Source organism: Calidifontibacter terrae (assembly GCF_054778835.1).
Map to the genome: position 1 here is coordinate 201089 of NZ_BAAGZF010000001.1, position 24558 is coordinate 225646.

Annotated in this window: 24 protein-coding genes; 15 read left to right on the plus strand and 9 right to left on the minus strand. The window is 66.7% G+C overall.

The window, feature by feature from the left end; translation table 11 throughout:
- Window positions 1-13: 13 nt before the first annotated feature.
- On the plus strand, window positions 14-1186 hold the full coding sequence (locus ACYU98_RS00980) for a 5-(carboxyamino)imidazole ribonucleotide synthase (protein ID WP_460466306.1): 1173 nt from the start codon (window positions 14-16) through the stop codon (window positions 1184-1186).
- Window positions 1183-1689, plus strand: a complete 507-nt coding sequence (gene purE / locus ACYU98_RS00985) for a 5-(carboxyamino)imidazole ribonucleotide mutase (RefSeq protein WP_460466307.1) — start codon at window positions 1183-1185, stop codon at window positions 1687-1689. The genes ACYU98_RS00980 and purE overlap by 4 nt, the downstream gene beginning before the upstream one ends.
- 59 nt (window positions 1690-1748) lie before the next feature.
- Here the strand turns inward: purE and ACYU98_RS00990 are convergent, their stop codons facing one another.
- A complete protein-coding gene (locus tag ACYU98_RS00990; RefSeq protein ID WP_460466308.1) occupies window positions 1749-2930 on the minus strand; it encodes a nucleotide sugar dehydrogenase in 1182 nt (393 codons plus the stop codon).
- 120 nt (window positions 2931-3050) lie between these two features.
- Here ACYU98_RS00990 and ACYU98_RS00995 point away from each other — a divergent pair, with 120 nt between their 5' ends.
- The gene (locus tag ACYU98_RS00995; protein WP_460466309.1) at window positions 3051-4058 is read left to right on the plus strand and encodes an LLM class F420-dependent oxidoreductase; all 1008 of its coding nucleotides are present in this window, start codon (window positions 3051-3053) and stop codon (window positions 4056-4058) included.
- 30 nt (window positions 4059-4088) lie between these two features.
- On the plus strand, window positions 4089-5252 hold the full coding sequence (locus ACYU98_RS01000) for an acyl-CoA dehydrogenase family protein (RefSeq protein ID WP_460466310.1): 1164 nt from the start codon (window positions 4089-4091) through the stop codon (window positions 5250-5252).
- 69 nt (window positions 5253-5321) lie between these two features.
- Here the strand turns inward: ACYU98_RS01000 and ACYU98_RS01005 are convergent, their stop codons facing one another.
- Entirely contained in the window at window positions 5322-6254 is a 933-nt protein-coding gene (locus ACYU98_RS01005; RefSeq protein ID WP_460466311.1) for an LCP family protein, read from the minus strand.
- A gap of 559 nt (window positions 6255-6813) precedes the next feature.
- On the opposite strand from ACYU98_RS01005, the gene ACYU98_RS01010 reads away from it, so the two are divergent.
- The 3 genes from ACYU98_RS01010 to ACYU98_RS01020 are packed head-to-tail and all read left to right on the plus strand — an operon-like array spanning window position 6814 to window position 9700.
- Window positions 6814-7833: a glycosyltransferase family 2 protein gene (locus ACYU98_RS01010; protein ID WP_460466312.1), complete on the plus strand. Its 1020-nt coding sequence runs from the start codon at window positions 6814-6816 to the stop codon at window positions 7831-7833.
- 36 nt (window positions 7834-7869) lie between these two features.
- Window positions 7870-8700: an ABC transporter permease gene (locus ACYU98_RS01015; RefSeq protein ID WP_460466313.1), complete on the plus strand. Its 831-nt coding sequence runs from the start codon at window positions 7870-7872 to the stop codon at window positions 8698-8700.
- A gap of 1 nt (window position 8701) precedes the next feature.
- Window positions 8702-9700 carry an ABC transporter ATP-binding protein gene (locus ACYU98_RS01020; RefSeq protein ID WP_460466314.1) on the plus strand — a complete coding sequence of 333 codons (999 nt, stop codon included), beginning with the start codon at window positions 8702-8704 and terminating at the stop codon, window positions 9698-9700.
- A 4-nt stretch (window positions 9701-9704) separates the two neighbouring features.
- Here the strand turns inward: ACYU98_RS01020 and ACYU98_RS01025 are convergent, their stop codons facing one another.
- The 3 genes from ACYU98_RS01025 to ACYU98_RS01035 are packed head-to-tail and all read right to left on the minus strand — an operon-like array spanning window position 9705 to window position 13005.
- On the minus strand, window positions 9705-10370 hold the full coding sequence (locus ACYU98_RS01025; protein WP_460466315.1) for a TIGR03089 family protein: 666 nt from the start codon (window positions 10368-10370) through the stop codon (window positions 9705-9707).
- Window positions 10371-10394: 24 nt separating this feature from the next.
- Window positions 10395-11918 (minus strand): aldo/keto reductase, encoded by a 1524-nt coding sequence (locus tag ACYU98_RS01030; RefSeq protein WP_460466316.1) that lies wholly within the window; start codon window positions 11916-11918, stop codon window positions 10395-10397.
- 49 nt (window positions 11919-11967) lie between these two features.
- Window positions 11968-13005, minus strand: a complete 1038-nt coding sequence (locus ACYU98_RS01035; protein WP_460466317.1) for a hypothetical protein — start codon at window positions 13003-13005, stop codon at window positions 11968-11970.
- 164 nt (window positions 13006-13169) lie between these two features.
- Between ACYU98_RS01035 and pseB the strand changes: the two genes are divergently transcribed.
- The 3 genes from pseB to ACYU98_RS01050 are packed head-to-tail and all read left to right on the plus strand — an operon-like array spanning window position 13170 to window position 16259.
- Window positions 13170-14159, plus strand: coding sequence for a UDP-N-acetylglucosamine 4,6-dehydratase (inverting) (gene pseB, locus ACYU98_RS01040; protein WP_460466318.1), 990 nt, complete (start codon window positions 13170-13172; stop codon window positions 14157-14159).
- Window positions 14159-15283 carry a DegT/DnrJ/EryC1/StrS family aminotransferase gene (locus ACYU98_RS01045; protein ID WP_460466319.1) on the plus strand — a complete coding sequence of 375 codons (1125 nt, stop codon included), beginning with the start codon at window positions 14159-14161 and terminating at the stop codon, window positions 15281-15283. Before pseB ends, ACYU98_RS01045 begins: the two co-directional genes overlap by 1 nt.
- A gap of 4 nt (window positions 15284-15287) precedes the next feature.
- Window positions 15288-16259 (plus strand): hypothetical protein, encoded by a 972-nt coding sequence (locus tag ACYU98_RS01050; RefSeq protein WP_460466320.1) that lies wholly within the window; start codon window positions 15288-15290, stop codon window positions 16257-16259.
- A gap of 79 nt (window positions 16260-16338) precedes the next feature.
- On the opposite strand, the gene ACYU98_RS01055 is transcribed toward ACYU98_RS01050, so the two are convergent.
- Genes ACYU98_RS01055 through pseH form a run of 3 tightly spaced genes read right to left on the minus strand, consistent with a single transcriptional unit; the run spans window position 16339 to window position 19765 of the window.
- A complete protein-coding gene (locus ACYU98_RS01055) occupies window positions 16339-18204 on the minus strand; it encodes a hypothetical protein (RefSeq protein WP_460466321.1) in 1866 nt (621 codons plus the stop codon).
- A 17-nt stretch (window positions 18205-18221) separates the two neighbouring features.
- Window positions 18222-19271: a pseudaminic acid synthase gene (pseI, locus tag ACYU98_RS01060; protein ID WP_460466322.1), complete on the minus strand. Its 1050-nt coding sequence runs from the start codon at window positions 19269-19271 to the stop codon at window positions 18222-18224.
- On the minus strand, window positions 19268-19765 hold the full coding sequence (pseH, locus tag ACYU98_RS01065) for a UDP-4-amino-4,6-dideoxy-N-acetyl-beta-L-altrosamine N-acetyltransferase (protein WP_460466323.1): 498 nt from the start codon (window positions 19763-19765) through the stop codon (window positions 19268-19270). The genes pseI and pseH overlap by 4 nt, the downstream gene beginning before the upstream one ends.
- Window positions 19766-19841: 76 nt before the next feature.
- On the opposite strand from pseH, the gene ACYU98_RS01070 reads away from it, so the two are divergent.
- The 5 genes from ACYU98_RS01070 (at window position 19842) to ACYU98_RS01090 (ending at window position 23093) form a co-directional block, all read left to right on the plus strand.
- Window positions 19842-20093 (plus strand): acyl carrier protein, encoded by a 252-nt coding sequence (locus tag ACYU98_RS01070; RefSeq protein ID WP_460466324.1) that lies wholly within the window; start codon window positions 19842-19844, stop codon window positions 20091-20093.
- Between the two features lie 2 nt (window positions 20094-20095).
- Window positions 20096-21346 (plus strand): AMP-binding protein, encoded by a 1251-nt coding sequence (locus tag ACYU98_RS01075; protein WP_460466325.1) that lies wholly within the window; start codon window positions 20096-20098, stop codon window positions 21344-21346.
- Entirely contained in the window at window positions 21339-22097 is a 759-nt protein-coding gene (locus tag ACYU98_RS01080; RefSeq protein WP_460466326.1) for an SDR family NAD(P)-dependent oxidoreductase, read from the plus strand. Before ACYU98_RS01075 ends, ACYU98_RS01080 begins: the two co-directional genes overlap by 8 nt.
- A 64-nt stretch (window positions 22098-22161) precedes the next feature.
- Window positions 22162-22584 (plus strand): hypothetical protein, encoded by a 423-nt coding sequence (locus ACYU98_RS01085; RefSeq protein WP_460466327.1) that lies wholly within the window; start codon window positions 22162-22164, stop codon window positions 22582-22584.
- 74 nt (window positions 22585-22658) lie between these two features.
- Entirely contained in the window at window positions 22659-23093 is a 435-nt protein-coding gene (locus ACYU98_RS01090; protein WP_460466328.1) for a CBS domain-containing protein, read from the plus strand.
- Between the two features lie 64 nt (window positions 23094-23157).
- Here the strand turns inward: ACYU98_RS01090 and ACYU98_RS01095 are convergent, their stop codons facing one another.
- Window positions 23158-24555 carry a hypothetical protein gene (locus ACYU98_RS01095; protein WP_460466329.1) on the minus strand — a complete coding sequence of 466 codons (1398 nt, stop codon included), beginning with the start codon at window positions 24553-24555 and terminating at the stop codon, window positions 23158-23160.
- Between the last annotated feature and the right edge of the window lie 3 nt (window positions 24556-24558).

The window sequence follows — 24558 nt, forward strand, 5'->3', positions numbered from 1 at the left end:
CCCCGATATCGTGATGCCCGTGACTTTGCGTCGAACACCTGGTGGTTTCCCTGTCGTCGGCATCATCGGCGCCGGGCAGTTGGCGCGGATGTGCGCCGCTCCCGCGATCGAGTTGGGACTGACCCTCGAAATACTGAGCGAGTCGCCGACCGCTGCGGCGGCCCTGGTGGTGCCGGCCGCCCCGGTGGGCGACCACACTGACCTGGAGACCGTACGACGGTTCGCGGCGGACTGTGACGTCGTCACGTTCGACCACGAACACGTTCCGCAGCACATTCTGTTGGCCCTGCAGGCCGACGGTGTCGCGGTTCACCCGAGCCCGCAGGCGTTGATCCACGCCCAGGACAAGCTGGTGATGCGTCGTCGACTCACCGAGATCGGCATCCCGTGTCCGGCGTGGGCTGAGGTCACCACCGCGGCGCAGGTCGGGGCCTTCGCGGCCGACCACGGGTGGCCGGTGGTCTTGAAGACTCCGACCGGTGGCTACGACGGCAAGGGCGTGCTGGTCGCTGGCTCGCTCGACGAAGCGCGCGGGTGGCTTGACCGGCTGACCGGCGAGGAGAGTCTGCTGGTCGAGGAGGCGGTCGACTTCCTGCGCGAGCTCGCCGTGTTGGTGGCGCGCAGTCCCTCTGGTCAGGCCGCGGTCTGGCCCGTCACACACACCGTGCAGACCGACGGGATCTGCACCGAGGTGATCGCGCCCGCACCAGACCTGAACGATGACCTCGCGGTGCGGCTGACCCGTGATGCGCTCACGATCGCCGGTGAGTTGGACGTCACCGGCGTGATGGCGGTCGAGGTCTTCGAACGCAAAGACGGTTCGTACGTCGTCAACGAGCTCGCGATGCGGCCACACAACTCCGGCCACTGGACGATGGACGGTGCGGTCACCGGCCAGTTCGAACAACACCTGCGCGCGGTCTTGGATCTCCCGTTGGGGCAGACGACGGCGCGCGCCCCGTGGACCGTGATGGGCAACGTGCTCGGGGGTGATTTCCCGCAGCTCTACCCGACCTATCGACACCTGATGGCGCGCGATCCCGGACTGCGAATTCATATGTACGGCAAGGAAGTTCGCCCCGGTCGCAAGATAGGCCACGTCACCGTCTGTGGTGACGACCTCGGCGAACTGCGCGGCCGGGCCGAGCATGCCGCCGACTATCTGCAAGGAGTGGTGACCGAATGATCGACGCGCAGCAGGTCCTGGTGGGGATCGTCATGGGCAGCGACTCCGACTGGCCGGTGATGGAACTGGCGGCGCAGGCGCTGACCGAGTTCGGCATCGCCCACGAGGTCGACGTTGTCTCTGCCCACCGCATGCCGCAGGAAATGATCGCGTACGGCGAATCCGCGGCCGGTCGTGGCCTGCAAGCGATCATTGCTGGTGCCGGCGGCGCCGCGCATCTGCCCGGCATGCTTGCCGCGGTCACCCCGTTGCCGGTGATCGGGGTGCCGGTCCCGCTGAAATATCTCGACGGGATGGATTCCCTGTTGTCGATTGTGCAAATGCCGGCCGGCGTTCCGGTCGCCACCGTGTCGATTGGTGGTGCCCGGAACGCAGGTCTGCTCGCCGCTCGCATCGTGGGCGCTGCCGACCCCTTGGTGCAGGAAAAGATGCTGGCCTTCCAGTCCGAGTTGCGTCAGCAGGCGCAGGCCAAAGGTGCGGCGCTGCGCGCGAAACTGAGCTGACGACGGGATCCAGCGTGAAGTGACCGAGCTGGTCACCACACCACCGCGCGTCCGGCCCGCTAAGAGTCGATGCCGAAGATGTCGCGGGTGTAGACCTTGTCGGCGACGTCGTCGAGTTCGGGGACCAGCCGGTTGGCGACGATGAGGTCGACCGATTCTTTGAAGCGGTCCAGGTCGCGTTCGACGGGGGAGCCGAAGTAGGTCTCGTCGGCCAGTTCGGGTTCATAGACCACGACCGGGATGCCCTTGGCTTTGATCCGTTTCATGATGCCCTGCACGCTGCTGGCCCGGAAGTTGTCGGAACCGGCCTTCATGATCAGGCGGTGGATGCCGACCGCCCGGGGGTGGCGCCCCACGATGTCGGCGGCCACGAAGTCCTTGCGGGTCCGGTTCGCATCGACGATCGCCGAGATGAGGGTCTGCGGCACGTCTTGATAGTTGGCCAGCAACTGTTTGGTGTCCTTGGGCAGGCAGTAACCGCCGTAGCCGAACGAGGGGTTGTTGTAGAACTTCCCGATCCGGGGGTCGAGGCTGACTCCGTCGATGATCTGCCGGGTGTCCAACCCGTGGGTCAACGCGAACGTGTCGAGCTCGTTGAAATAGGCGACGCGCATCGCCAGGAAGGTGTTGGCGAACAGTTTGATCGCCTCGGCCTCGGTCGGCTCGGTCAACAACACCTCGACGTCGTCTTCCAAGCTGGCCTCCCGCAACAGGTCGGCGAACTCCTGGCCCCGGTCGCTGGTGTCGCCCACGATGATCCGGGAGGGGTGCAGGTTGTCGAACAGGGCCTTGCCCTCCCGCAGGAACTCGGGGGAGAAGATCACGTTCTGGGTGCCGAGTCGTTCTCGCGCGTCCAGCACGTAGCCGACGGGGATGGTCGATTTCACGACCATGACTGCGGTGGGGTTGGCGCGGGTGACGTCGGTGATGACGCCGTCGACGGTGCTGGTGTCGAAGTAGTTGTTCTTCGGGTCGTAGTCGGTCGGGGTGGCGATCACCACGAACCGGGCACCGGTATAGGCCTGCTGGCTGTCGGTGGTGAAGTTCAGGTCGAGGTGGCCGGAGGACAGCAGGTCCTCCAACTCGCGGTCCACGATCGGGCTACGGCCCTGCTGCAACCCTCCGATCCGCTGCGCGTTGATGTCGTACGCGACAACGCGGTGCCGCTGCGACAGCAGCGCAGCGATGGACAGACCGACATAACCGGTGCCGACAACGGCAATGTGAGACTCGGAAGACACGAGCCATACCGTAGCGATCGGGGCGCTGCCGGGACCGCAAGCGCCGCATCACGGCGGGTGAACCTGGGATGAAGCCTGGACCTAGAGTGTGGTCAACACCACTTCACGCGGAGGTAGTTCATGCGCTTCGGAGCGTTCGTGCCCCAGGGATGGCGGTTCGATTTGGTCGGCATCGAGCCGGCTCGTCAATGGCAGGCGATGGCAGATCTCGCCCGGCGGTTCGATGACCACAACGGCTGGGAGTCGCTGTGGGTTTACGACCACTTCCACACCACGCCAGAGCCCTCGGGTGAAGCGACGCATGAGGCGTGGACCCTGATGTCGGCATTCGCGGCTGTGACCCAGCGGGTGCGGCTCGGCCAGATGTGCAGCTGCATGAGCTACCGCGAGCCGACCTACCTTGCGAAGGTGGCCGCGACCGTTGACGCCATCTCGGGCGGACGAGTCGAGATGGGGATCGGCGGTGGTTGGTACGAACACGAGTGGCGCGCCTACGGCTACGGCTTCCCCTCCGCCGGTGACCGCCTCGGCCGGTTGCGCGAAGGCGTGGAGATCTTCCATCAAATGTGGTCGACCGGATCGGCGACCCTTGACGGCAAGCACTACCAGGTCGACGGTGCGTTGTGTCACCCGCAGCCGTTGCAGACCACCAGCGAGCGCCACCGGATCCCGATCTGGATCGCCGGCGGCGGTGAAAAGGTGACCCTGAAGATCGCGGCGCAATATGCCGACTACACCAACTTCGACGGCAGCCTCGAGGGCTTCACCCGCAAGTCTGAAGTGTTGCGTGGTCACTGCGAGAAGCTCGGCAGTGACTTCAACGCGATCACCCGGTCGGCCAACTACAACGTGGTCATCGGCAAGGACCGCGCCCAGGTCGACGACCGACTCGCGTTCTACGAGGACCTCATGATCAAGGGCGGCTTCACGAAGGAGCGGGCGGCCGAGATGCGCGAGAACCTGGCGCAGCAGCCAGCAGTCGGCACCCCCGACCAGATCGTGGAGACGCTGAGCAAAATGCGCGAGGCGGGTCTTGCTTACGCGATCACCTACTTCGCGGAGGCTGCCTACGACACCTCCGGGATCGACCTGTTCGAGCGCGAAGTCATTCCCGCGCTCGCCGACTGACCACCGAATACCCGGAAGTAGGATGCGCCTGTGAGCGGAAACACTGACTTCGACCTGTTCAAGATCTCCGAGGACCACGAGGCCCTGCGTGAGGCGATCCGAGCCATTGCCGACGACAAGATTGCGCCGCATGCCGCGGACGTCGACGACAAGAGCCGGTTCCCCCAGGAGGCGCTCGAGGCCCTCGTCGCCTCGGACTTCCACGCACCGCACGTCGCCGAGGACTATGACGGTGTTGGCGCCGACGCGCTGGCGACCTGCATTGTGATCGAGGAGGTGGCCCGCGCCTGCGCCTCCAGTTCGCTGATCCCAGCGGTCAACAAGCTGGGTTCGATGCCGGTCATCCTCGGCGGGTCGGAGGAGATCAAGCGCAAATACCTCACGCCGCTGGCCAAGGGTGAGGCGATGTTCTCCTATGGCCTCTCTGAGCGTGAGGCGGGATCCGACACCGCGTCGATGAAGTGTCGCGCGAAGAAGGACGGCGACGACTACGTCCTCAACGGACAGAAGTCCTGGATCACCAATGCCGGTGTCTCGCAGTTCTACACGGTGATGGCCGTGACCGATGCTGATGGCGAACGCGGTCGCAACATCACCGCATTCGTGGTCGAGAAGGATGACGCAGGTTTCTCGTTCGGCGAGCCTGAACGCAAGCTCGGCATCAAGGGCAGCCCCACCCGGGAATTGCACTTCGACAACTGCCGGATCCCGGGCGACCGGATGATCGGCGCCGAGGGAGAGGGGCTGAAGATCGCCTTGCGCACCCTTGACCACACGCGCGTCACGATCGGCGCCCAGGCCGTCGGCATCGCGCAGGGCGCGCTCGACTACGCCCTCGGTTACGTCAAGGAGCGCAAGCAGTTCGGCAAGGAGATCGCCCAGTTCCAGGGCCTGCAGTTCATGCTCGCCGACATGGGCATGAAGCTCGAAGCTGCCCGGCAGATGGTCTACGTCGCCGCCGCCAAGTCAGAACGCCAGGACCCCGACCTGACCTTCTTCGGTGCTGCCGCGAAGTGCTTCGCCGCCGACGTTGCCATGGAGGTGACCACCGATGCGGTTCAGCTGCTCGGCGGGGCCGGCTATGTCAAGGACCACCCGGTCGAGCGGATGATGCGCGACGCCAAGATCACCCAGATCTATGAAGGCACCAACCAGATTCAGCGGATGGTGATGGCCCGCAGCCTGCTGCGGTGATCGGTTGATCGTTGCTCTGTGATGAGGCCCCCGGCGTAAGCGCCGGGGGCCTCATCACATGTGTCGCGGTTACGGCTGGACGTTGGGCGACTGGTCGTTGCGCAGTGCGTCGAAGAGGACCTTGGCCTTCGCGTCGTTCCACAGCACGGCCTCGCCCGCCGAGGTTTGGTAGGCGGCGTTCGCGATCGGGATCTGGATGGACTGACCCGCCTTCGTCACGCCCTTCAGCGTCCATGCGGTCTTGAGCGCGGTCCAGGGCGACATGGCCTTGTCGACCGCGAGGCCTTGGGCGCCCGACTCGCCGACACCCTTCAGCTTCCACGGAACAAGCAAGTTGCTCGGGCTGGCGACTTTGGCCATCAACGCGGCCAGGAACTCCCGCTGGTGCTTCACCCGCGCGAGGTCACCCTCGGCGAACGCGTGTCGTGACCGCACATAGCCCAACGACTGCTGGCCGTTGAGCGTCTGGCAGCCCTTCGGCAGGTTGATGTGGGCAAAGGAGTCGTTGACCGCCTCCGGCAGACACATCCGTACGCCCCCGACCGCGTCGACCACGCCAGCGAACCCACCGAAACCAATCTCCATGTAGTTGTCCATCTTCAGGCCGGTGGCCTGCTCGACGGTTTGGATCAGCAACTTGGGGCCACCGATCGAGAACGCCGCATTGATCTTGTTCTTGCGGTGGCCCGGAATGTCGACGTAGGAGTCGCGCGGGATGGACAGCAGCACTGGGTTGCCCGACCCCATGTGCAGGATCATGATCGAGTCGGTGCGTGAGGTGCCCTCGCCGCCCGCGCCGTACTCATGGATCTGCGCGGTCGTCAGGCCGGCACGACTATCCGAACCGACGAGCAGGACGTTGGTGCCCTTGCCACCGGCGGGTCGGTTATCGGTCGGCATGGCGTCGACCTTGGCCACCTTGTTCCAGGCGCTGTTGGCCGCCCACAGCAAGGAGCCGACCCAGAGCGCGAGGATGACCAGCGGGATCATCACCCACTTCACCCAGCGACGGCGGCGGCGCGGCGGTCGGGTATCGGCACCATCGCGGGGGCCCCGCGGACCCTGCGGTCCAGAGCCGGGGCCGCGCGGCGGGGGATTGCCGCCGGAGCCTCGCGCCGGACCCCCAGAACGCGGTGCCGGGGCTCCAGCGGAAGGACGGGCCGGAGAGCCGCCGGAACGCTGCGCCGACCGGCCGCCTGTGGGCAGGTGGGTGGTGGCGTCCGGGCTGCGCTGTGGCTTGGGTCGCGAGCCTCCGGCGACCGGTATCCGGGTCGTCGCATCGGCCGCTGGAGCGCGGGTGGGGCGAGCCTGAGCGGCGGGGGGCGATGGTCGGCCGTTGGCCGCCGGTCGACTCTTGGCCGGCATAGCCTGGGTGGCGTCTTCCGAGGGTGTGCGGCGTTGCCCGCGGACCGGGAGGGCACGGCGAGCGTCGTCGGTCCTTGGGCTGCGCCGTGGCCGGCGCGGAGCACCGGGCCGCGTGTCAAAGGTCATCGCATCGTCGTCATCTGCCACCGCGACAGGGTAGCGGCCACCGATGAGAGCAGCCTGTAGCCTGGCGGGCGTGCCACCCACCGATGACGCCACCCTTCCCGGAATCTCGGTGGTCATGCCGATCCTGAACGAGGAGCGCTACCTGCGCGATTCGGTCGATGCGGTGTTGGCGCAGCAGTGGACCGGACCGATCGAGGTGATCCTCGCGATCGGCCCGTCGAGCGACCGCACCCTCGAGGTTGCGCGCGACCTCGCAGCGGCTGATGACCGGGTGCGCATCGTCGACAATCCGACCGGTCGCACCCCCGACGCGCTCAACGCCGCAATCGCCCACGCCCGTCACGAAATCGTTTGTCGGGTCGACGGCCACGGCATGTTGTCGCCGGACTACCTGCAGACCGCGCGGCGCACCCTGGAGGAGACCGGCGCGGCCAACGTCGGCGGGATCATGGACGCCGTCGGCCGCACCACCTTCGAGAAGGCGGTCGCGGTGGCGATGAAGAGCAAGATCGGCGTCGGCGGTGCCAAGTTCAAGTTGGGGGGTGACGCCGGTCCGGCCGAGACGGTCTATCTCGGCGTGTTCCGCCACGAATGGCTCAACCGTGTCGGGGGCTACGACTCGCGGTTCAGCCGGGCCCAGGACTGGGAAATGAACTTCCGGATCCGCCAGCAGGGCGGCGTGGTGTGGTTCACCCCGGAGATGCGCGTGGCCTATCGGCCGCGCCCGAACTTCCGCAAGCTGGCTCGGCAATATTTTGAGTACGGCCAGTGGCGCCGGGTGGTTGCCCGAACCCACAGCGGGTCGATCAACGCGCGCTACCTCGCGCCGCCGGTGGCGCTGGTCGCCGTGGCTGTCGGAGCCCTCGGGGGAGTGGTGTGGCGCCCGTTGTGGGTGCTCCCCGTCGGATACCTCGGCGCGATCACGGTCGGCGGTGTCGCCATCTCTGGCGGCGAGACTGCCGCCGTGCGATCCTTGGTGCCGCCGGTGCTCGCGACAATGCACCTCACCTGGGGACTTGGCTTCCTGACCTCGCGGGTGCGACTCTCGCTCGACGATCGGCGGACGCCCAGCCAATCGCCGATATCCTGACGCGGTTATCGCATTCCGGCGAAGACGAAGGACACGATGGACATCACCCACCGCATCACGCGGATCTACGAGCACCGCAAGGTGCTCTGGACGTTGGTCAGGCGTGACCTGCGAGTCCGTTACGCCCGCAGTGTCTTGGGCTACCTCTGGACCTTGATCGACCCGTTGGCCATGGCCTTGGTCTATTGGTTCATTTTCGGGGTGATCTACGGCGTCAGCGAACACGGCAGCACCCGCAGCGGCGGTGCCCCGTTCGTCGTCTTCCTGGTCGCGGGATTGCTGCCCTGGAACTGGTTCAACATGTCGATTAACGAGTCGGCTCGGGCGTTGTACGCCGAACGGTTGCTGGTGCGTTCGACCAACATCCCGCGCGAGCTGTGGGTGATTCGCCTGATCATCGCCAAGGGCATCGAGTTCTTGATGTCCCTGCCGATCCTCATCGCGTTCATCCTCTTCTTCCTGGTGCGCGGGGAGCTCTCGCTGCAACCCTTCGAACTGTTGTTGTGGATTCCGGCGCTACTGATGGAGTTCCTGCTCTGCATCGGCATCGGGCTGGTGATGGCGCCGGTGACGGCGTTGGTCGACGATTTCGTACGACTGGTCCGAATCGGCCTGCGGGTGCTCTTCTACCTCACCCCCGTTGTTTACTCCTCGCAGTTGCTGGATGAGAAGGCACCCTGGGCGGCCCACCTCCAGCAGTTGAATCCGCTGACCGCGATCAACGACATGCTGCGACAGGCGTTTATTACCAAGATCGCGCCCGACTATCACGCGTGGATCGCTGGCGCCGTGGTCACCCTTCTCTGGCTGGCCTTCGGCATGTGGGTATTCCGCAAGCTCGAACCGTCGGTGTTGAAGGAGATCTGAGATGACCGACCAGAACGCGGGGCCTCTGTGGACTCCGCAGCGCGGCCCGAAGGACCCCCCGGGCTACGACCCGGCGCTGTCCTGGAACGACTACGGCTTCTCCAAGGCTGCGGACACGGTGAAGTGGAAGACCCCACCGGGTGAACCGGTGATCCGGGTCGAGGACCTCGGCATCGAGTTTCTGCGCGGTCGCAAGCGCAACCTGTCGCTGCGCGAAATCGTGTTCACCGGTCGTAGCTCACACACCCGAGACACGTTCTGGGCGCTGCGCAACCTGAACTTCAGCGTCGGTCGCGGAGAGGCTGTCGGCCTGGTCGGCGGCAACGGCGGGGGCAAGTCCACCCTGTTGAAGCTGATCGCCGGAACCCTGCTGCCTGACGAGGGTCGAGCGTCGGTCAACGAGGGTGTGGCGCCGCTGATCGAGCTCACCGGTGGCTTTATCGGTGACCTCTCGGCGCGGGAGAACATCTACCTCACCGCCGGTCTGCACGGCATGAGCAAGGAAGAGGTGGACGAGCGGTTCGACGAGATCGTCGACTTCGCCGGGCCAGCCGTCCGAGACGGCCTTGACGTTCCCTACCGCCACTTCAGCTCCGGCATGCAGGTGCGTCTCGGCTTCGCGGTGATCACCTGTCTGGACGAGCCGATCGTCCTGGTCGACGAGGTGCTCGCGGTGGGTGACGCGGCCTTCCGCAACAAGTGCTACACCCGGATGGAGAACCTGCTTGACCAGGGCCGAACCCTGTTCTTGGTCTCTCACTCCGAGGGTGATCTGCTGCGCTTCTGCACCCGTGGTCTCTACCTCAAGGGCGGCCAACTCGAGGCCGACGGCCCGATGGACGACATCATGGAGCGCTATATGTCCGACCTGATGGGTGAGGACCGAACGCCGCCGACAGAGGCCGAGCGACTCGAGACCAAGGCCAAGCGCGAAGACGGGCGGATCAAGCGCCGGTTGCAGCGCGACGCGGTCCGCGAACAAGCGTCCGCGCGGGCCTGAGGCGTCAGCCTGCCACACCTTCGGCACGCAATCGGTCTGGCATCAGCGCAGGGTCCGGGTCGCGTACGAGGAGCACCGCGCCGTCCGCTGCGAACAGCGTCGCTGCGCGACGCAGGGTGCGGGCCAGGTCGCCGGTCACCAGGGCTCGTTCGGGCTGGCCGGAAGCGACCAGTTCGGCGTAGGTCCACGACTGCGCCGGTGTGGCCAGGCACGGCTGATCGTCCGGCGCCTTGGCCCAGGCCACAAACCGGTCACCGTACGTCGGCAGTTCGCGCGCTTCATCAAGCGCCGAGCCGACGTCGCCGGGATGGGAACGGGCCAGGGCGGCCAGGGTCACCAGGACATCGGCGGGCGCCGAATCGCTGATCCGGAGATCTGCGGATTCACCGCCACCGACCAGCAGGGTGCCGCCGACGGACCAGACGGCGAGGGCCCAGTAGATGGTGCGCCAGTGCTGCGCGGGGAGGTCGAGCTGAACGGTCCCGCCGGGACCGAGGTTGAACTCCTCTTGCAGCATGTTCGCTGCCTTATTGACCCAGTTCGCCAACACCTTGCCGGACAACTCGATGCGTTCGCCCCGGGTGGGTCCGTCGGCATCGTCGTAGAAGGTCACCCGCGGACGGGCGGGGTCACCTGCGAGCAGGCTCGGGACGATCTGGTCGACACGCATGGCGCCCACCCTACGGTCGCGCCCTCAGCGCAGAATCTGCTGCACCTGCGTCACCTGATCAGCAGTCAGCGGCTCGCGAGCTGCCAGCTGCAAGTTGTGGCGCATGTGATCGTCGGTGAGTGCACCCACAGCGACCGAGCCGACAGCCGGGTGGCCCAGCACGTAGCTGACTGCGAGGTCAGCAACACCGTCGCGGCCGGTGGCCCGGACCGCCTCGCCGAGTGACGCGGCGCGCGGATGGTCACCCCGCAAGAGGCTGCCGCCGGCGTAGATCGAGTGGGCAAGGAGGGTGACTCCGCGCTCGGTGAGTTCGATCGCCGCGTCGGGTAGTTGGCCGGCCAGAACGTTGAACGGCAGCTCGATGAAATCCAAGCCCGCGAGACCGAGCAGCGAGCTCGCTTCGCTCGCATGGGCAAGGCTCACACCGACAGCGCCGACCTCGCCGGTGGAGCGGTAGTCCTGCAGTCGCTGCCAAGCGGCACCGCCGCCCAGGCCCACCTGTTCGACGCCGCTGAGCAGAGCGGCGGCGACCTGGCGCCGACCCAGCTCGGCGAATGACCGTTCCAGGCTTGCCTCGACTCCGAGGCGGGCCACCGAGGCGTCTCCCGCAACCAGCGGTTGCAACCTCGAGATGAATTTGAGCCGTTGGGTCAGCTGCGGCTCGCCGCAGCTGCGCAGGATGTGTTCGGCGTTGCCGTCGGCGCGGCCAACCTCCACGTGGGTCACACCGTGGTCGACCGCGCGGGCGAGCATCTCGCGCACCTCGGGTGGGGCCGACGCGAACGGTCCGGACAGCTGGGTTCCTCCGAGGGTGAGAACGCTGTGCGGGGTCCCGCGGTGGTTGCGACTGGGCACTGTTGCCCCGGAGGAGGCAATCATCGCGTCGAGTTTGTGGATCAGGTCGGGCCACGGGACGGCGACCGGGTCACCGATATCGGTGAACAGGCGTGCCACGCGGTCGAAGTCGCCGAGGACGTCGACGGTGCAGCGGAAGCGCAGCGGGTCACCCGGGCTCCGTCGCGGGGTGTAGTCGAGGGTGCGGACGTTGCGGCGCAGCCACGGCGTGACGTGTTCGTGGTCGTAGGCCTCCAACGACGTCTCGTGCGCGCGGCGCAGATCGTCGACCAGGAAAATCTCACAGCCCAAGCCTTCGGGCATATGCGAGATGTCATTGCGGCCGTACGTATAACCCCCCGCCCGCATCGCCTCGGCGAGTTCGTCGATGAGCAGCGCGTCGCCGACCGGGTTATCGCCGGTCAGGCGCACGACCCAGTCGCCCGGCTCGAGGTCCTTGGTCGCCTCGACGAACCGGCCGAGAACATCGTCGAGCGATCCGCGCATCACCGGAATGCCCACCCCGCCCAGGTGGTCGGCAATACGGGTGTCGTAGTGCTCCTCGCTGGTAGCGACCACGACTTCGTGACCGGATCGCGAGGCACGGCGGGCCACGAGTTCGATCAGCGGCATGCCGCCGACTGACATCAGTGCCTTGCCTGGCAGGCGGGAGGAGTTCAGGCGGGACTGGATGACGACGCGGGTGCGGGGCACCTCGGACCTCCACGAAGGTTGTGTGGCGAGAGCGGACGTTCCGGACAGGCTACGGCGTGGCGCTCTGCAGGAGCAGATCCGCCACGCGACTGCGGCCGCGACCGTCGACCAGCTGCAGTCCAGTGGAGCGCAGCTCGTCGCGCAGCGCGATGTCGCCGATCAGTTCGGTGAGGTTGCCCACGACCGTCCGTTCCTCAACTTCGCGGTCGGTGCCGCGCAGCCGGGGGAGCCGCCCGCCGGCAAGGGTGACGCCGGCGTTGATCGTTGCGTCGTAGCCGGGTTCCTGGTTGTCCACCACGCAGACCGAGGCGGTCGGCACTCCCAGACAGAGCAGTTCCCAGATGGTGCTACCGGCCGCACTGATCGCCGCATCGCAGCCAGCCGCGAGGTCGGCGAGGTTGGCAGGGGAGCGAACAATCTCGACCTGCTGAGAGGGCAGGGTCGCGAGTGTGGCCAGGCCGTCAGCGATCGAGGTCGTCGCCGCGACGGCGACGAGCGTCATCGGCAGGCCCGTCGCCAGCGCGAGCGCAGCCAGTTGCGGACACGCGGCGTAGGGATCAGTGCCACCGAACACGGCCAGCACCCTCGGTGGATTGCTGTCCGCAACGTGGGGGCGACGGGCGCGCAGCACCTCGTCGCGGAAGAGGGCGTACGAAATGCCGGCGACCGCCACGGCGGGCAGCTTCACGGCTGCGGACTCAGCCGCGAAGTTCTGGTCGACGTAGACGTCGGCGATCTGTTCGGCTCCAAAGGGCCCGTCGACCATGGCCAGCGTTCGCACTCCGCGTTGGGCCAGGCTCGCGCCGATCGACGGGGAGAGCCCATAGCCGTCGAGCACCGCGTGAGTGATCGGCGCAGCCGACAGATCGGCAGCAGGTGAGAAGTGGACTCCGAGATCGGCGTAGGCCCGCGCCACCCAGTCGATCTCCAAGCCACCGAAGCCGGCGAGCGTGACGCCACGGCTGATCAGCTCCTGGGCCAGGGCGAGCAACCGCACCGCGTGACCCACTCCGGTATCGCGCGATGCGTCGCACCGCAGACCGACGGTCGCGCCACTGAGGCCCCTGCTCATCGGGTCCCTGCTCATCGTCTGCCTGCTTCCCGTGTCGTCCGACGGTCTGGCGCCCCGTGAATGCTAGCCTGAGGCGCCCCGTTCCCACGGTGCCCGACTTGTGCTGCGGTCTTGTGGGAACAGGGTGGAACAGGCCCGTGACAGCGGGCGGCCACCACGCGACCAACGGGAGCCAATTCGTGAGCATTCTGCAGGGTTCTTCCATCCTGATCACCGGAGGAACGGGTTCGTTCGGTAAAGCCTTCATCACCCGGTTGTTGAAGGACGTCAACCCCAAGCGCGTGGTGATCTACTCGCGCGACGAACTCAAGCAGTGGGAAGCCCGCCAGTTGTTCCAGGACGACCCGCGCTTGCGCTGGTTCATCGGTGACGTCCGTGACCTGGATCGACTGCGCCGCGCGATGCACGGCATCGATTACGTCGTTCACGCCGCCGCGCTCAAGCAGGTCGACACCGGCGAATACAACCCGCACGAGTTCGTCAAGACGAACGTGCTCGGGTCGCAGAACGTCATCGAGGCGGCCATTGACGCCGGCGTCAAGAAGGTTGTGGCGCTGTCGACCGACAAGGCCTCCAGCCCGATCAACCTCTACGGCGCCACCAAGCTGACCGCCGACAAGCTGTTCGTGCTCGGCAACCACTACGCCGCCGCCTACCCCTCGCGTTTCGCGGTGGTGCGCTACGGCAACGTGACCGGTTCCCGCGGCTCGATCATCCCCAAGTTCCGCGCGCTCGCCGCGGCCGGCGAATCGCTGCCGATCACCGACCTGCGCTGCACCCGCTTCCTGATCACGCTGCCTGAGGCCGTACAGATGGTGCTCGACACCTTCGAGATGATGCAGGGTGGCGAACTCGTCGTCCCGCACATCCCGAGCCACAAGGTCACCGACCTTGCTCAGGCCGTGGCGCCGGGCGCCAAGATGCACGACATCGGTCTGCGTCCGGGTGAGAAGTTGCACGAAGAGATGATCAGCCAGGAGGAGGGTCGTCGCGCGGTCATGGTGATGGACGGCAAATACTTCATCCTGCAGCCGGAGTTCGCGACCTGGGGTTACGAAGCCCCGAAGGATGCGGTGCCGGTTCCCGAGGGCTTCCACTGCGCGTCTGACAAGAACGACCTTTGGTACGACGCCGACGACATCCGCAAGATCCTGGAGTCCGGCGTCTGATGCTGCCGTACGGGCGTCAGTCGATCGATCAGTCCGACATCGACGCGGTCACCGCGGTCCTCACCAGCGACTGGCTGACGACCGGACCGGCCGTCGAGTCGTTCGAGCAGCAGATCGGCGCGGTGGCAGGTCTTGACCTGCCGGCCGTCTCAGTCACCTCGGGCACCGCCGCCCTACACACCGCCTACGCGGCGCTGCAGGTGAAGCCCGGTGATCAGGTGATCACGACGCCGTTGACCTTCTTCGCGACTGCCACCTGCGCTATGTGGCAGGGCGCGGAGATCGTCTTCGCCGACGTGAGCCCCGACACCGGCAACCTCGACCCGGCCTCGGTGGCGGAACACATCACCGACCGCACCACCGTGGTTGCCGGCGTCGACTATGCCGGGCACCCGATCGATGCGGCGGCGCTGAAGAAGGTCGCCCACGACCATGGCGCCCTGCTGCTCGAGGACGCGGCCCACTCGATTGCCGGCTCGCTGGACGGCGTCGCCGTGGGGTCGCTGGCCGACGTCACCACCTTCTCGTTCTTCCCGACCAAGAACTTGACCACCGCCGAGGGTGGCGCGGTCGTATCGGCCGATGCCGACCTGCTGGAGCGGGCGCGGATGTTCAAGGGCATCGGCTATGAACGTCGCCCGGAGCTGATGGAAGAACTCGGTGGCTGGTATTACGAGGTTCACTCGTTGGGCCTGAACTACCGGCTCCCCGATGTTCTCGCCGCGCTCGGTCTCAGCCAGCTGAAGCGCCTCCAGGCGTTCAAAGAGCGCCGACAAGCGATCACCGATCGCTACAACAGGGGTCTCGCCGGGATTGAGGAACTGATCCTGCCCGGTCACCGCGCGGGTGCTTCCCCGATGTGGCATCTCTACCCGTTGCGGATCCAGGACGGTCGACGGCGCCAGTTGTTCGATCACCTGCGCGATGGCGGAATCGGCGTGCAGGTCAACTACATTCCGGTGCACCACCAACCGCTGTTCCAGGAGCTCGGCCACCGCAAAGGCTCCTGTCCCGTCGCGGAGCTCTACTCCGAGCAGGAGATCAGCCTGCCGATGTTCCCGGACCTCACCGACGACCAGGTCGACCAAGTGATCGAGCTGATCCGCAGCTTCTTGAAGGCCTGAGTCGATGCACCACGCCAACCATTTCTACGGACACGCCCACATCATGGCGCGCTATGTGGGACTTACGGATCCGCCGCGGATCTGGGGCTACCTGCAGCACGGCTGGAACATGTACGACGGGTTCGCCGTCGGCACTGTCTTCGCCGCCCGCTATCCCAAGTTCGTCTACTCCCACGCCTGCGCCCGTCGAGGATGGGCCTTCGGGATGCGCGACTACGTCGTCACCGGCGCGCCGTGGAACTACCTCCTGGAGATGGAGAACCAGCGCGAGTGGGAGGCCCAGAATCACCCCCGAGAGGGAACGATCGTCTATCCCTTCCACGGTTGGGAAGGGCAGCAGGTCGCCGGAGACCACGAGGCCTACATCGCCGAGATTCGCGAGACTGAGGGTGACGTTCCCATCACCATCTGCCTCTATATCAACGAGTTCGAGCAGCCGCGGGTGCGCAAGATCTACGAACGCGCCGGTTTCCGAGTCATCACCCATGGCAAGCGCGGCTATCTCTGGCGCGAGACCGACACCGAGTTCCTCTACAAGCAACTCGCCGAGATCCGTCGTCACCGCCGGGTCGTGAGCAACCGGATGACCTCGGCGCTGCTGCACGGAGCGCTCGCGGGAGCCGAAGTTGGTGTTTACGGCGACCCGATGGAGCTCGGCGACGACCACGCGATTCTGGGTGGGGCGCACCGACCGCAGGCGCTTTATCCGCAGTTCCACCAGCCGGCCGTTCCCCGCGACATCGCCTACGCGATCGCGGTCGAGGAACTGGGCGCCGATCAGTTGTTGCCCCCCGAAGAAATCATCGATCTCTTCGGGTGGAGCGAGGACCTCGACGTCGAGGCCCACACCGCGCCAGAACCGTCGTACGAATTCGATTGGTCCGCGCTGGCCCGCCGGTTCGCACCACCGGAGGAGTTCCCTTCCTCGCGCACCAACAGCGACATCCCACGGGTGCGCCCCAAGGGTGGCTTCTGAGTCTTCTGCAACCACATGGCAAACGCCGAAGGGCGGGTCAATTGACCCGCCCTTCGGCGTTTGCCGTGACCGGCAGGAATCAGCTGTCGGAGCCGCCCTGCTGGTCGATGAAGCGCTTAACCAACCGGCGCGCCTTCTTGCGCACGTCGTCCGGCAACGCCTCGTCAACGCGGTCTTTGGCGCGCGCGACGGCGATCCGCTTGGGCGCGCCGATGGTGCGCATCGCCTTGTAGCTCAATGACTCTTCGAGCTTGAACATCAGGCGGTCGTATTCGGCGATTCGGCGGTCGCGCAGTTTCATCGTTCCCTCGAGCCAGGCCACCTGTCGCTCCTGCGATCGGACCGTCTGGCTGAGGGTGCGGACCTGGCCGAGCAGCTCGCGGAAGCCAGCGGACGAAGCGTCGGGCAAGTGGTTCTCCCGGGCGCTCTCCGCAAGGTTCTGGGCCAGGAGCTCTTCGGGGTCGCCGTTGAGAGTGCCAATGGCGCTGCCGATCTCGACCTCGATGTCGGCGACGTGGGCGATGACCTCGGGGGTCACCGTCACGCCACCCATCGCGGCGAGCGTGCGGGTCACGTCGTCGGGAGTCACGGGCAGGTTCCACGGGTGCGGAGCGCCGCCCGCCAGCAGGCGAGTGGCGAAGGTGCGAACGCCGTGGACGAACGCGGCCGAGGCGGCATCGGGGCGAGCCACCGACCAGGACGGGTCGTCCAGAGTCAGGGTGTCGTCAGGTCCAACGATCACGTTGTTCGGAACGGCAAACCACCGCTGCTCAGCGGTGAACGACTCGGATGGCTCGGTTTGCTCCAGCCACGCTCGGTAGCGCTTCATCAGCGTTCGCAGCGTGGGGTGGTCACTGCCGGCGCACGCCACGCGCAGTGCACGTTCGAGGTTGGTGCCGTCGGTGAAGTCACCAGGGGTGAGGGTTCGCGAGACTCCAAGGACCGAACGCTCCGCAACAGTGCTGACTCCGTCGCCCCAGGTCAGCGTTGCCTCGCCAGCCGCGTTGTAACGCTCGAGGAACGACCAGGCGGGGGCCGTGTCGGGCTCGGCGACGACGAGGGCCGGAAGGTCGAGCGTGCGTTCCCGGGTGGTCAGCAGGAAATACCAAACCGGCGCTAGCTGGGTGCGCAAGTCGGCCTGCAGCACCAACTGTGCGAAGTCGCCGGCGTTACGAACAGACGCGCGATCGGAGAAATAGTTGGTGAAGGCATGCGGCAGTTCACGCGCCAACCGGGTGGTGATCTGCGCGGAGGTGCAGGTGGCGTTGACGACCAGATCGGGCGCCTGAGGAGACGGGAAGCCCAAGAGACATCCGGCCGTGTGTAGCTCAAGGTCCTCCAGCGTGGCCACAAGTTCGTTGTGGACCCAGGGGCGTTGGGAGACACGCGATTTGCCGACATACCAGAGTCGATCGTCGCCGGTCGGCACCTCGGCCTCAGCGGCCAGCATGTCGTGCAGACCGAGGGCGTTCTCCGCGGAGTAGAGCAGCACCCCGTCGGGACTCAACAATGACTTCGCCTTGGCCAGGATCTGCCTCTCGGACATGCCCTCGGCGATGGGGGAGAGCACGACCGGACCGCCCCCGAGCACGACTACCAAGTCGTACGACTCCCGCTGCGGGAAGAGCTCGAAGCCGCCGCTGAAGATATGGTCGTTGGGTCGGTCCGTGACGACCGCCGCGATCGCGCGAGCGTCAACAACGTGACGCACCAACAGGTGGGCGGTGGATTCAGTCGGCAGCAGGCTGACCAACTCGGCGGCACTCGGGCCAACCAACAGCGCCTTTGCAGGACGCAGGTCGTGAACGAGCTGGCGGAAGGATGCGACAAGCGCGCAGAACTCCCGTTCGCCAGCCAGGTCGGACCCCTCGACGAGGTGGTCGCCGAGCAGGGTTGCCCCGGAGTCCAGGTCGGTGTCGACGACGGCTTCGACATCTTCGAGCATGTGGCGTTTCCTCGCTGTCAGATCAGGTCCCAGGACAGCGGGGTGCCCTGGGGGGTGTCGTGCTTGAACGTGCGGCCCTCGACGCGCGCGAACTCGTCGGGGGAGAGCCCGTTCGCGGGCCGGATGGAGCGTACGTTCGCGGCAGTGACCGGATCGCCCGCCACGACGTCTTCGACCACGTAGAGCGAACGGCGAAAGCGCAGCCCTTCCTTCTCCTGCTGACGGGCACCGATGCGCGGCTGGCCGAGGCACTGCCAACCAACCTTGGTCTGCTCCACCAGCATCCGCAGTTCCTCCGGCTCGGAGGAGAACGCGGAGTCGACGCCACCGTCGGCGCGCGACAAGGTGACGTGCTTCTCCACGACACACGCGCCCAGCGCGACCGCGGTGATCGCGGCACCGATGCCCATCGTGTGGTCGGAGTAGCCGATGAGGGTGCCGAAGGTGTTGCCCATCACCGGGATGCCGCGCAGGTTCGACTCGCTGGGGTCGGCCGGGTAGTTGGCGGTACAGGCCAGCACCACGATCTGCTCGTTGCCTGTGCTGCGAGCCGCCTGAACAGCGGCGAAGATCTCTCCGACCGATGCCATGCCGGTCGAGATGATGATCGGCTTGCCCTTGCTGGCCGCGAGCCGGATCAGCGGCAGGTCGACAATCTCGGAGCTGGCGATCTTGTAGGCCGGGGTGTTGAGGTCCTCAAGCAGGTCGATCGCGGTCGGGTCGAACGGCGAGGAGAAACAGGTGATGCCGAGTTCGGCGGCGAGCTCGAAGATCGGTTTGTGCCATTCCCAGGGCGTGTGGGCCTCTTCGTAGAGGTCCCACAGGGTGCGGCCGCCCCACAACTCGTGACCTGCCGAGAGGCGGAAGTCGGGGGCGTCCGACTTGATGGTGATCGTTTCGGGCTTGTAGGTCTGCAGCTTGATCGCGTGGGCGCCTGACTCGGCCGCCATCCGGACGATGTCGAGCGCTTTGTCCAGCGAGCCGTCGTGGTTGCCGGACATTTCGGCGATGATGTAGGGCTCGTGATCCGGGCCGATCTCGCGGCCCGCGATACGGATGCTGCTCATGCTGTTGGCCTCCTGCGGCGAATGGTATGGACAAGGGTGGGTTCGCCGTCGATCACGCGCTCGTCGGAGCCGATCTCCTCGAACCCGTTGCGGGTGTTCATCCGGCGTACGGCGGCGTTGGAGTCGAGCACTTCGCCCTCCAGCGTGTCGAGGTCGAGTTCGCCGTCGGCCAGCTTCACCGCGTCGCGTTGGATCCCCATCCACGCCAGCAGCAGTTCGCCACGTTCGGTGAGGCCGTCGTTGTCCAGGTAGTAGCCCCACATCGCCGATTTTGCGGCCCGGTCGATCGCGAAGAAGGTGACGACCCCTGCCGCCACACCGCCTCGCTCGTACATGAACACCTTGCGGGTTTCGTTGTCCCGCAACGAGTCCCAGTACTTCTGGTGTTCTTCGGGGCTGATGACGTCGCGGGTCAGGGACACGGCGCGTACGTCGGGGTGGTTGCGCCAGACGCGGACCGCTTCGCAGTCCTCGTCGGTGGCAGGGCGCAGCATGGAGCCTCCGGCATTCGTGGTGGACGGGCAGGTGACCCCTAGACTAACCGAGGACCGTTCGACCCCCGGAGGATTGATGACCACGCTCAGCCGCGACCAGGTGCGTTCGATGATGGCGGAGGTGCTGTCGGCTCAAGGCAAGGAATTGCCCGCCGACGACAACACCCAGCTGTCGCAGATCGGCTTCCGCTCGCTCGACTTCTCCGAGCTGGCGCTGCGCGTCGAAGACGAGCTCGACACCGAGCTGAACTTCGACGCCCCTGGGCTGCGTTCGATCGAGACCGTGGGCGACGTCCTCACCTTCATCGAGCAGCTGCAAGAAGCCTGACGTTGGGTTCCGGAGCCGCCGCCCTTCCCGCTGGTGCGAACAACCGCATCGTCACCGTCGGATTCGAAGGCACCTGGCAGGAGTTGGGCGCCCTCGACGAGCGCGCCGGCGACACGCCCGCGGCCGCCGCATATCTCGTTGACTCTCACCTGGAGGCGTTGCGCGCCGTGTGGCGCCACGCCATCGATCCGGAGGGCCGCGAGACGCTGATCGCCGGGTCTGGTCGGGTCGGCGCCGAGCAAGCTGACGGGTTCCGCGCCGACGGGCTCGCGCTCGTCCGCGGCGACGCCGTTGAGCCGGCCACCACCGAGCGCGAACCGCAGCGCGGTCGTGTCTGGTTGTTGACCTCTGGTTCGACCGGCCGGCCCAAGCAGGTGGCTCACACGCTCGACTCTTTGACGACCGTCGCGGGGGAGCAGCCGGCCCGAACTTGGTTGTGTCCCTACGCCGTTGGCGCCTACGCCTGGTGGCAGGTCGTCACCCTGTCCCTGAGCTTGCCCGGGCAGAACGTGCTGTTCATTGAGCCGTCGCAGCTGGATGAATGGCCCGGGCTCGCGCTCGAGGCTGGCGTCACCGCCGCCTCTGGCACCCCCACCTTCTGGCGCCAGGCATTGTGGCGTTCCGGCGACACGATGAAGGAACTGCCGCTGCAGCAGGTCACGCTCGGCGGCGAGCCGGTCGACCAGGCGGTTCTCGACACGCTGCGCTCGGTCTATCCCGAGGCGCGTCTGTCCTGGATCTATGCCTCGTCCGAAGCCGGCGCGGCCATTGCCGTCCATGACGGGCTCGCGGGCTTCCCCGCAGCGTGGCTTGACCGTCAGACTCCGGGGCGCCCGCGCTTGTCGGTGGTCGATGACGAACTCGTCATTGCCTCCAGCAAGGCAGCCGAAGGCATGGATGCCGCCATCCACACCGGCGACCGGGTCGAGATCGAGAACGGCCGCGTACGAATCGTTGGTCGCCTCGCGTCCGACGAGATCAACGTCGGTGGATCGAAGGCATCTGCCGCCAAGGTGCGCGCCGTGCTGCTCGACCACCCCGCGGTGGCCTGGGCGGCGGTCAAGGGCCGCAAGGCGCCCCTGGTCGGAATGGTTGTCGCCGCGGAGGTCGTGCTCGACCCCGCGGCCGAGCCGGTCACCGACGCCGAGCTGCAGGCGTGGTGTGCCGCGCGTCTGCCCGATTACTCCGTACCGCGCCGCATCCGTGTGCGCGATGAGATCCCGCTGAAGGAGACGCTGAAAAGCGATGTCTGAGCCCACTGCTGAACCCACCGCGATTCCGGCCGCATCCTGTGTTCTGATCACCGGAGGCACCAAAGGCCTGGGCCTGGAACTGGTGCGCGACACCCTCGCCAACGGCGCCAAGGTCGCGACCTTCTCCCGCTCCTTGACGCCCGAGATCGAGCAGTTGCTGCAGGAGAATCCTGACCGGCTCTACGCGGCGCCGCTCGACATCAATGACGAGGCCGGCGGCCGGGCCTTCCTCAAGGCGGCCTCGGCAGCTCTGGGCCCGGTCGACGCGTTGATCAATAACGCTGCGATCGGCCAGGATTCGATGCATCTGCACACCTCGCCGGAGCGCATCGAGCAGATCATTCAAACCAACCTGACCGCGCCACTGGTGTTCACCCGCCAGTTCATCCGCCACGCCATGAGCAAGGTCGGACGCGGCCGGATCATCAACATCACCTCGATCTGCGCGCAGCGCGGCTACTCCGGCTTGGTCGCCTACTCCGCGACGAAGGGTGGCCTCGACGCGGCCACCCGCACCCTCGCCCGCGAGATGCACGGCCGATTTCTGGTCAACTCGGTCGCGCCGGGCTTCTTCGCTTCGGAGATGTCGTCGGTGCTGGGCACCGAGCAGTTGTCGACGATCAGCCGCCGCACCCCGTCCGGCCGGATGGTGACGCCGGCCAACATCGCGCCGATCGTGCGCTCCCTGTTGTTCGACGACACGAACATCAACGGCCAGGTGATCGTGCTGGATGGTGGCGGGTCGATCTGACCCCGCCCCTGAGGGTGTTGCACCGGTTGCGATTGAATGGCCACATGAGTGCCCAGGAGGTCGCGTGAGCATCGACGAACGGCAACGAATCCTGTCCGATTTCACCGGACCGGAGTGGGTCGAAATCGGACCGGACGTGTCCGGGGAGACCTTTCCCGGCACCGCACGGTCCTATCTCGCCGATGGGCGGGGCATCGCATGGAAGGCGCCGGCCACTGACGGCTGTGCGCTAGCGATTGACGCGGAGCTGGCCGATCAGCCGGTATCGCCGATGCTCGCCCAGCGCACCAAATCGTTCGACCCCGAGGTCGTATGGCCCTTGTGGACCGCCTGCGAGGCGGCCGCCAAGGCGCTTGACCTGCCGGTGCTGTCCTGGCTGAACTGGCCCGGACTGAAGGTTCCCGACGACGTTGCCCAGCGGGTGCTGCTGAAGTGGGAGCGCCGCGACGACGTCCTGCTCTGCTACGGCGTCGCCCGGTTGGACTGACGCTGCGCAGAATTCGCACATTCCGCCTCGCCGAGAGAGGCGACGACTGCATGTGACGAGCGTTACATTCAGTTATGCGTATCAAAGACCTGCTCCGCTCCAAAAGCCAGTCCGTCGTCACCATTCGCAGCGACGCCACGATCGGGGATCTGGTCGCGTTGTTGGCCGAGCACGGCATCGGTGCAGCCGTCGTCTCAGACGATCCGGAAGCCGGAACGGTGGTGGGGATTGTCAGTGAGCGCGACGTGGTGCGAGCGCTTCCCGGCGCCGAGGCTGGGTTCTTCGCCATTCCGGTCAGCAAGATCATGACTGCGGACGTTCACAGCTGCGCCCCCGGCGATGAGGTTGAGTCCGTGGCGCGCATCGTCACCGAACGCCACTTCCGCCACGTTCCCGTCGTGGTCGATGACCGACTGGTCGGCATCGTCAGCATCGGCGACATCGTCAAGGGCCGGATCGATGAGCTGCAGACCGAACGCGACCAGCTCACCGACTACATCCGCAATTAGTCGTCGCTGACCTGGATCATCGGCTGCGCCGTTGGGCCAATCATCGGCTGCGCCGCCGGGCCAATCATCGGCCGAGCCGCCGGGCCACCCGACCGAGACGATCTGCGGGCATCTTCAGCAGGTTGGTGGCGCGTGGGCCGGAGTCGGCGGCCAACGATCGTTCGAGGGCGCGGCGGTCGCGCTGATCCTTCGCCAACTCGGCTCGGACCTGCTCCAACTGGGCTTCCTTGGCCAACACCTCGGCGCGTAGCTGGGCGGCCGACTGCTGCTCCTGCCAGTGGCTCAACACCGTTGGGCGAGCGAACGGCGCCCCCTCGTACGCCGCATCGGCGGCCGTGAGCGCCGCGCCGTCCGGTCCGTCGGGCAGCAGGTCCGCCAACCGAGCGGCGATGGCGACCCGGTCCAGCTCCGGCCCGAAGCGGTGCGCGTGCGGCCGCCCGGCGACCGCGGCGGCAAGGTCGATGAGGGCCGCAGCGAGGTCGACCCTCGGCCCGGCTGACTCGATCGGTGCGAAGCCTTGGTCAGTTGCCACAACATCGCGCGGCAGTGGGCCCTGGTCGCGGCCGACCCACCGGGCGTACGCCTTCAGTGCCGTCGTCAGTCGTGGCCGGTCATCGCTGCGCAGCAAGCGCAGGAACGGAGTCTCCAGCGGGGTGCCGACGGCGGTCGGTTCGCCATCGGTCACCACCTCGCCCGTCAGGTTGCGGAAGGTCAGTGAGCGGTCGCGAACGTTGCCGCCGAGTAGCCATCCGGTCACCGCTGAGGCGGGCGCCTCCAACAGCGCGTCCCAACGCAGGTCGAGCGTTGAACGGGAGCGGATCAGCGTGACCACCGCGTTGTCGAGGCGGTCCGGCGCAACAACAACATCCGCAGCGGCCCGGGCTCCGAATACCAAGGCTGTGGGGCGCCGGTGAGCGCGGGTCAGTTCCGTCGCGGTTGGCGGGCGTAGGTCATACGAGGTCCCTCGTGCCGTCAAGTCGCGATCATTGAACGGCCCGCGCTCCTGGTGGTCCAACGACGGCAGGCCGGCGCCATTCTCCACGTAGGCGATCGTGGTGGGGGCCCATCCTTCGACCAGGTGGAGCAGGTCGAAGTGGCCGATTCCGTCGGACGCAGGCGGCAGGATCCGGTCCGGTGGGTCCAACACAACGGCGGCGTCGAAGCGGTCGGTGGGGGTCCATCGACCCAGGGCACCGCAGTGGATCGTCGCCCCGGTCGCGGCCAGGCGCTCGGCGTCAGTCTCACCGCGTACGACCACCGTGAACTCCCGATCGCCGCTCAGCAATGGCGCGACGGCGGCCGCGCGGGCGCCGATCAGCAACACGCGGCGGGCGTCGTCGGGCACCAAGCGGGCTGCGTGGGCGGGCAACACGTCCGCCGCGGCGGGGCGGTCGGACCAGTCCTCCATCTCGCCGCCGCAGTAGTGCACGCCGGTTTCGTGGTCGGTGTAGGTGTCGGTCACCCG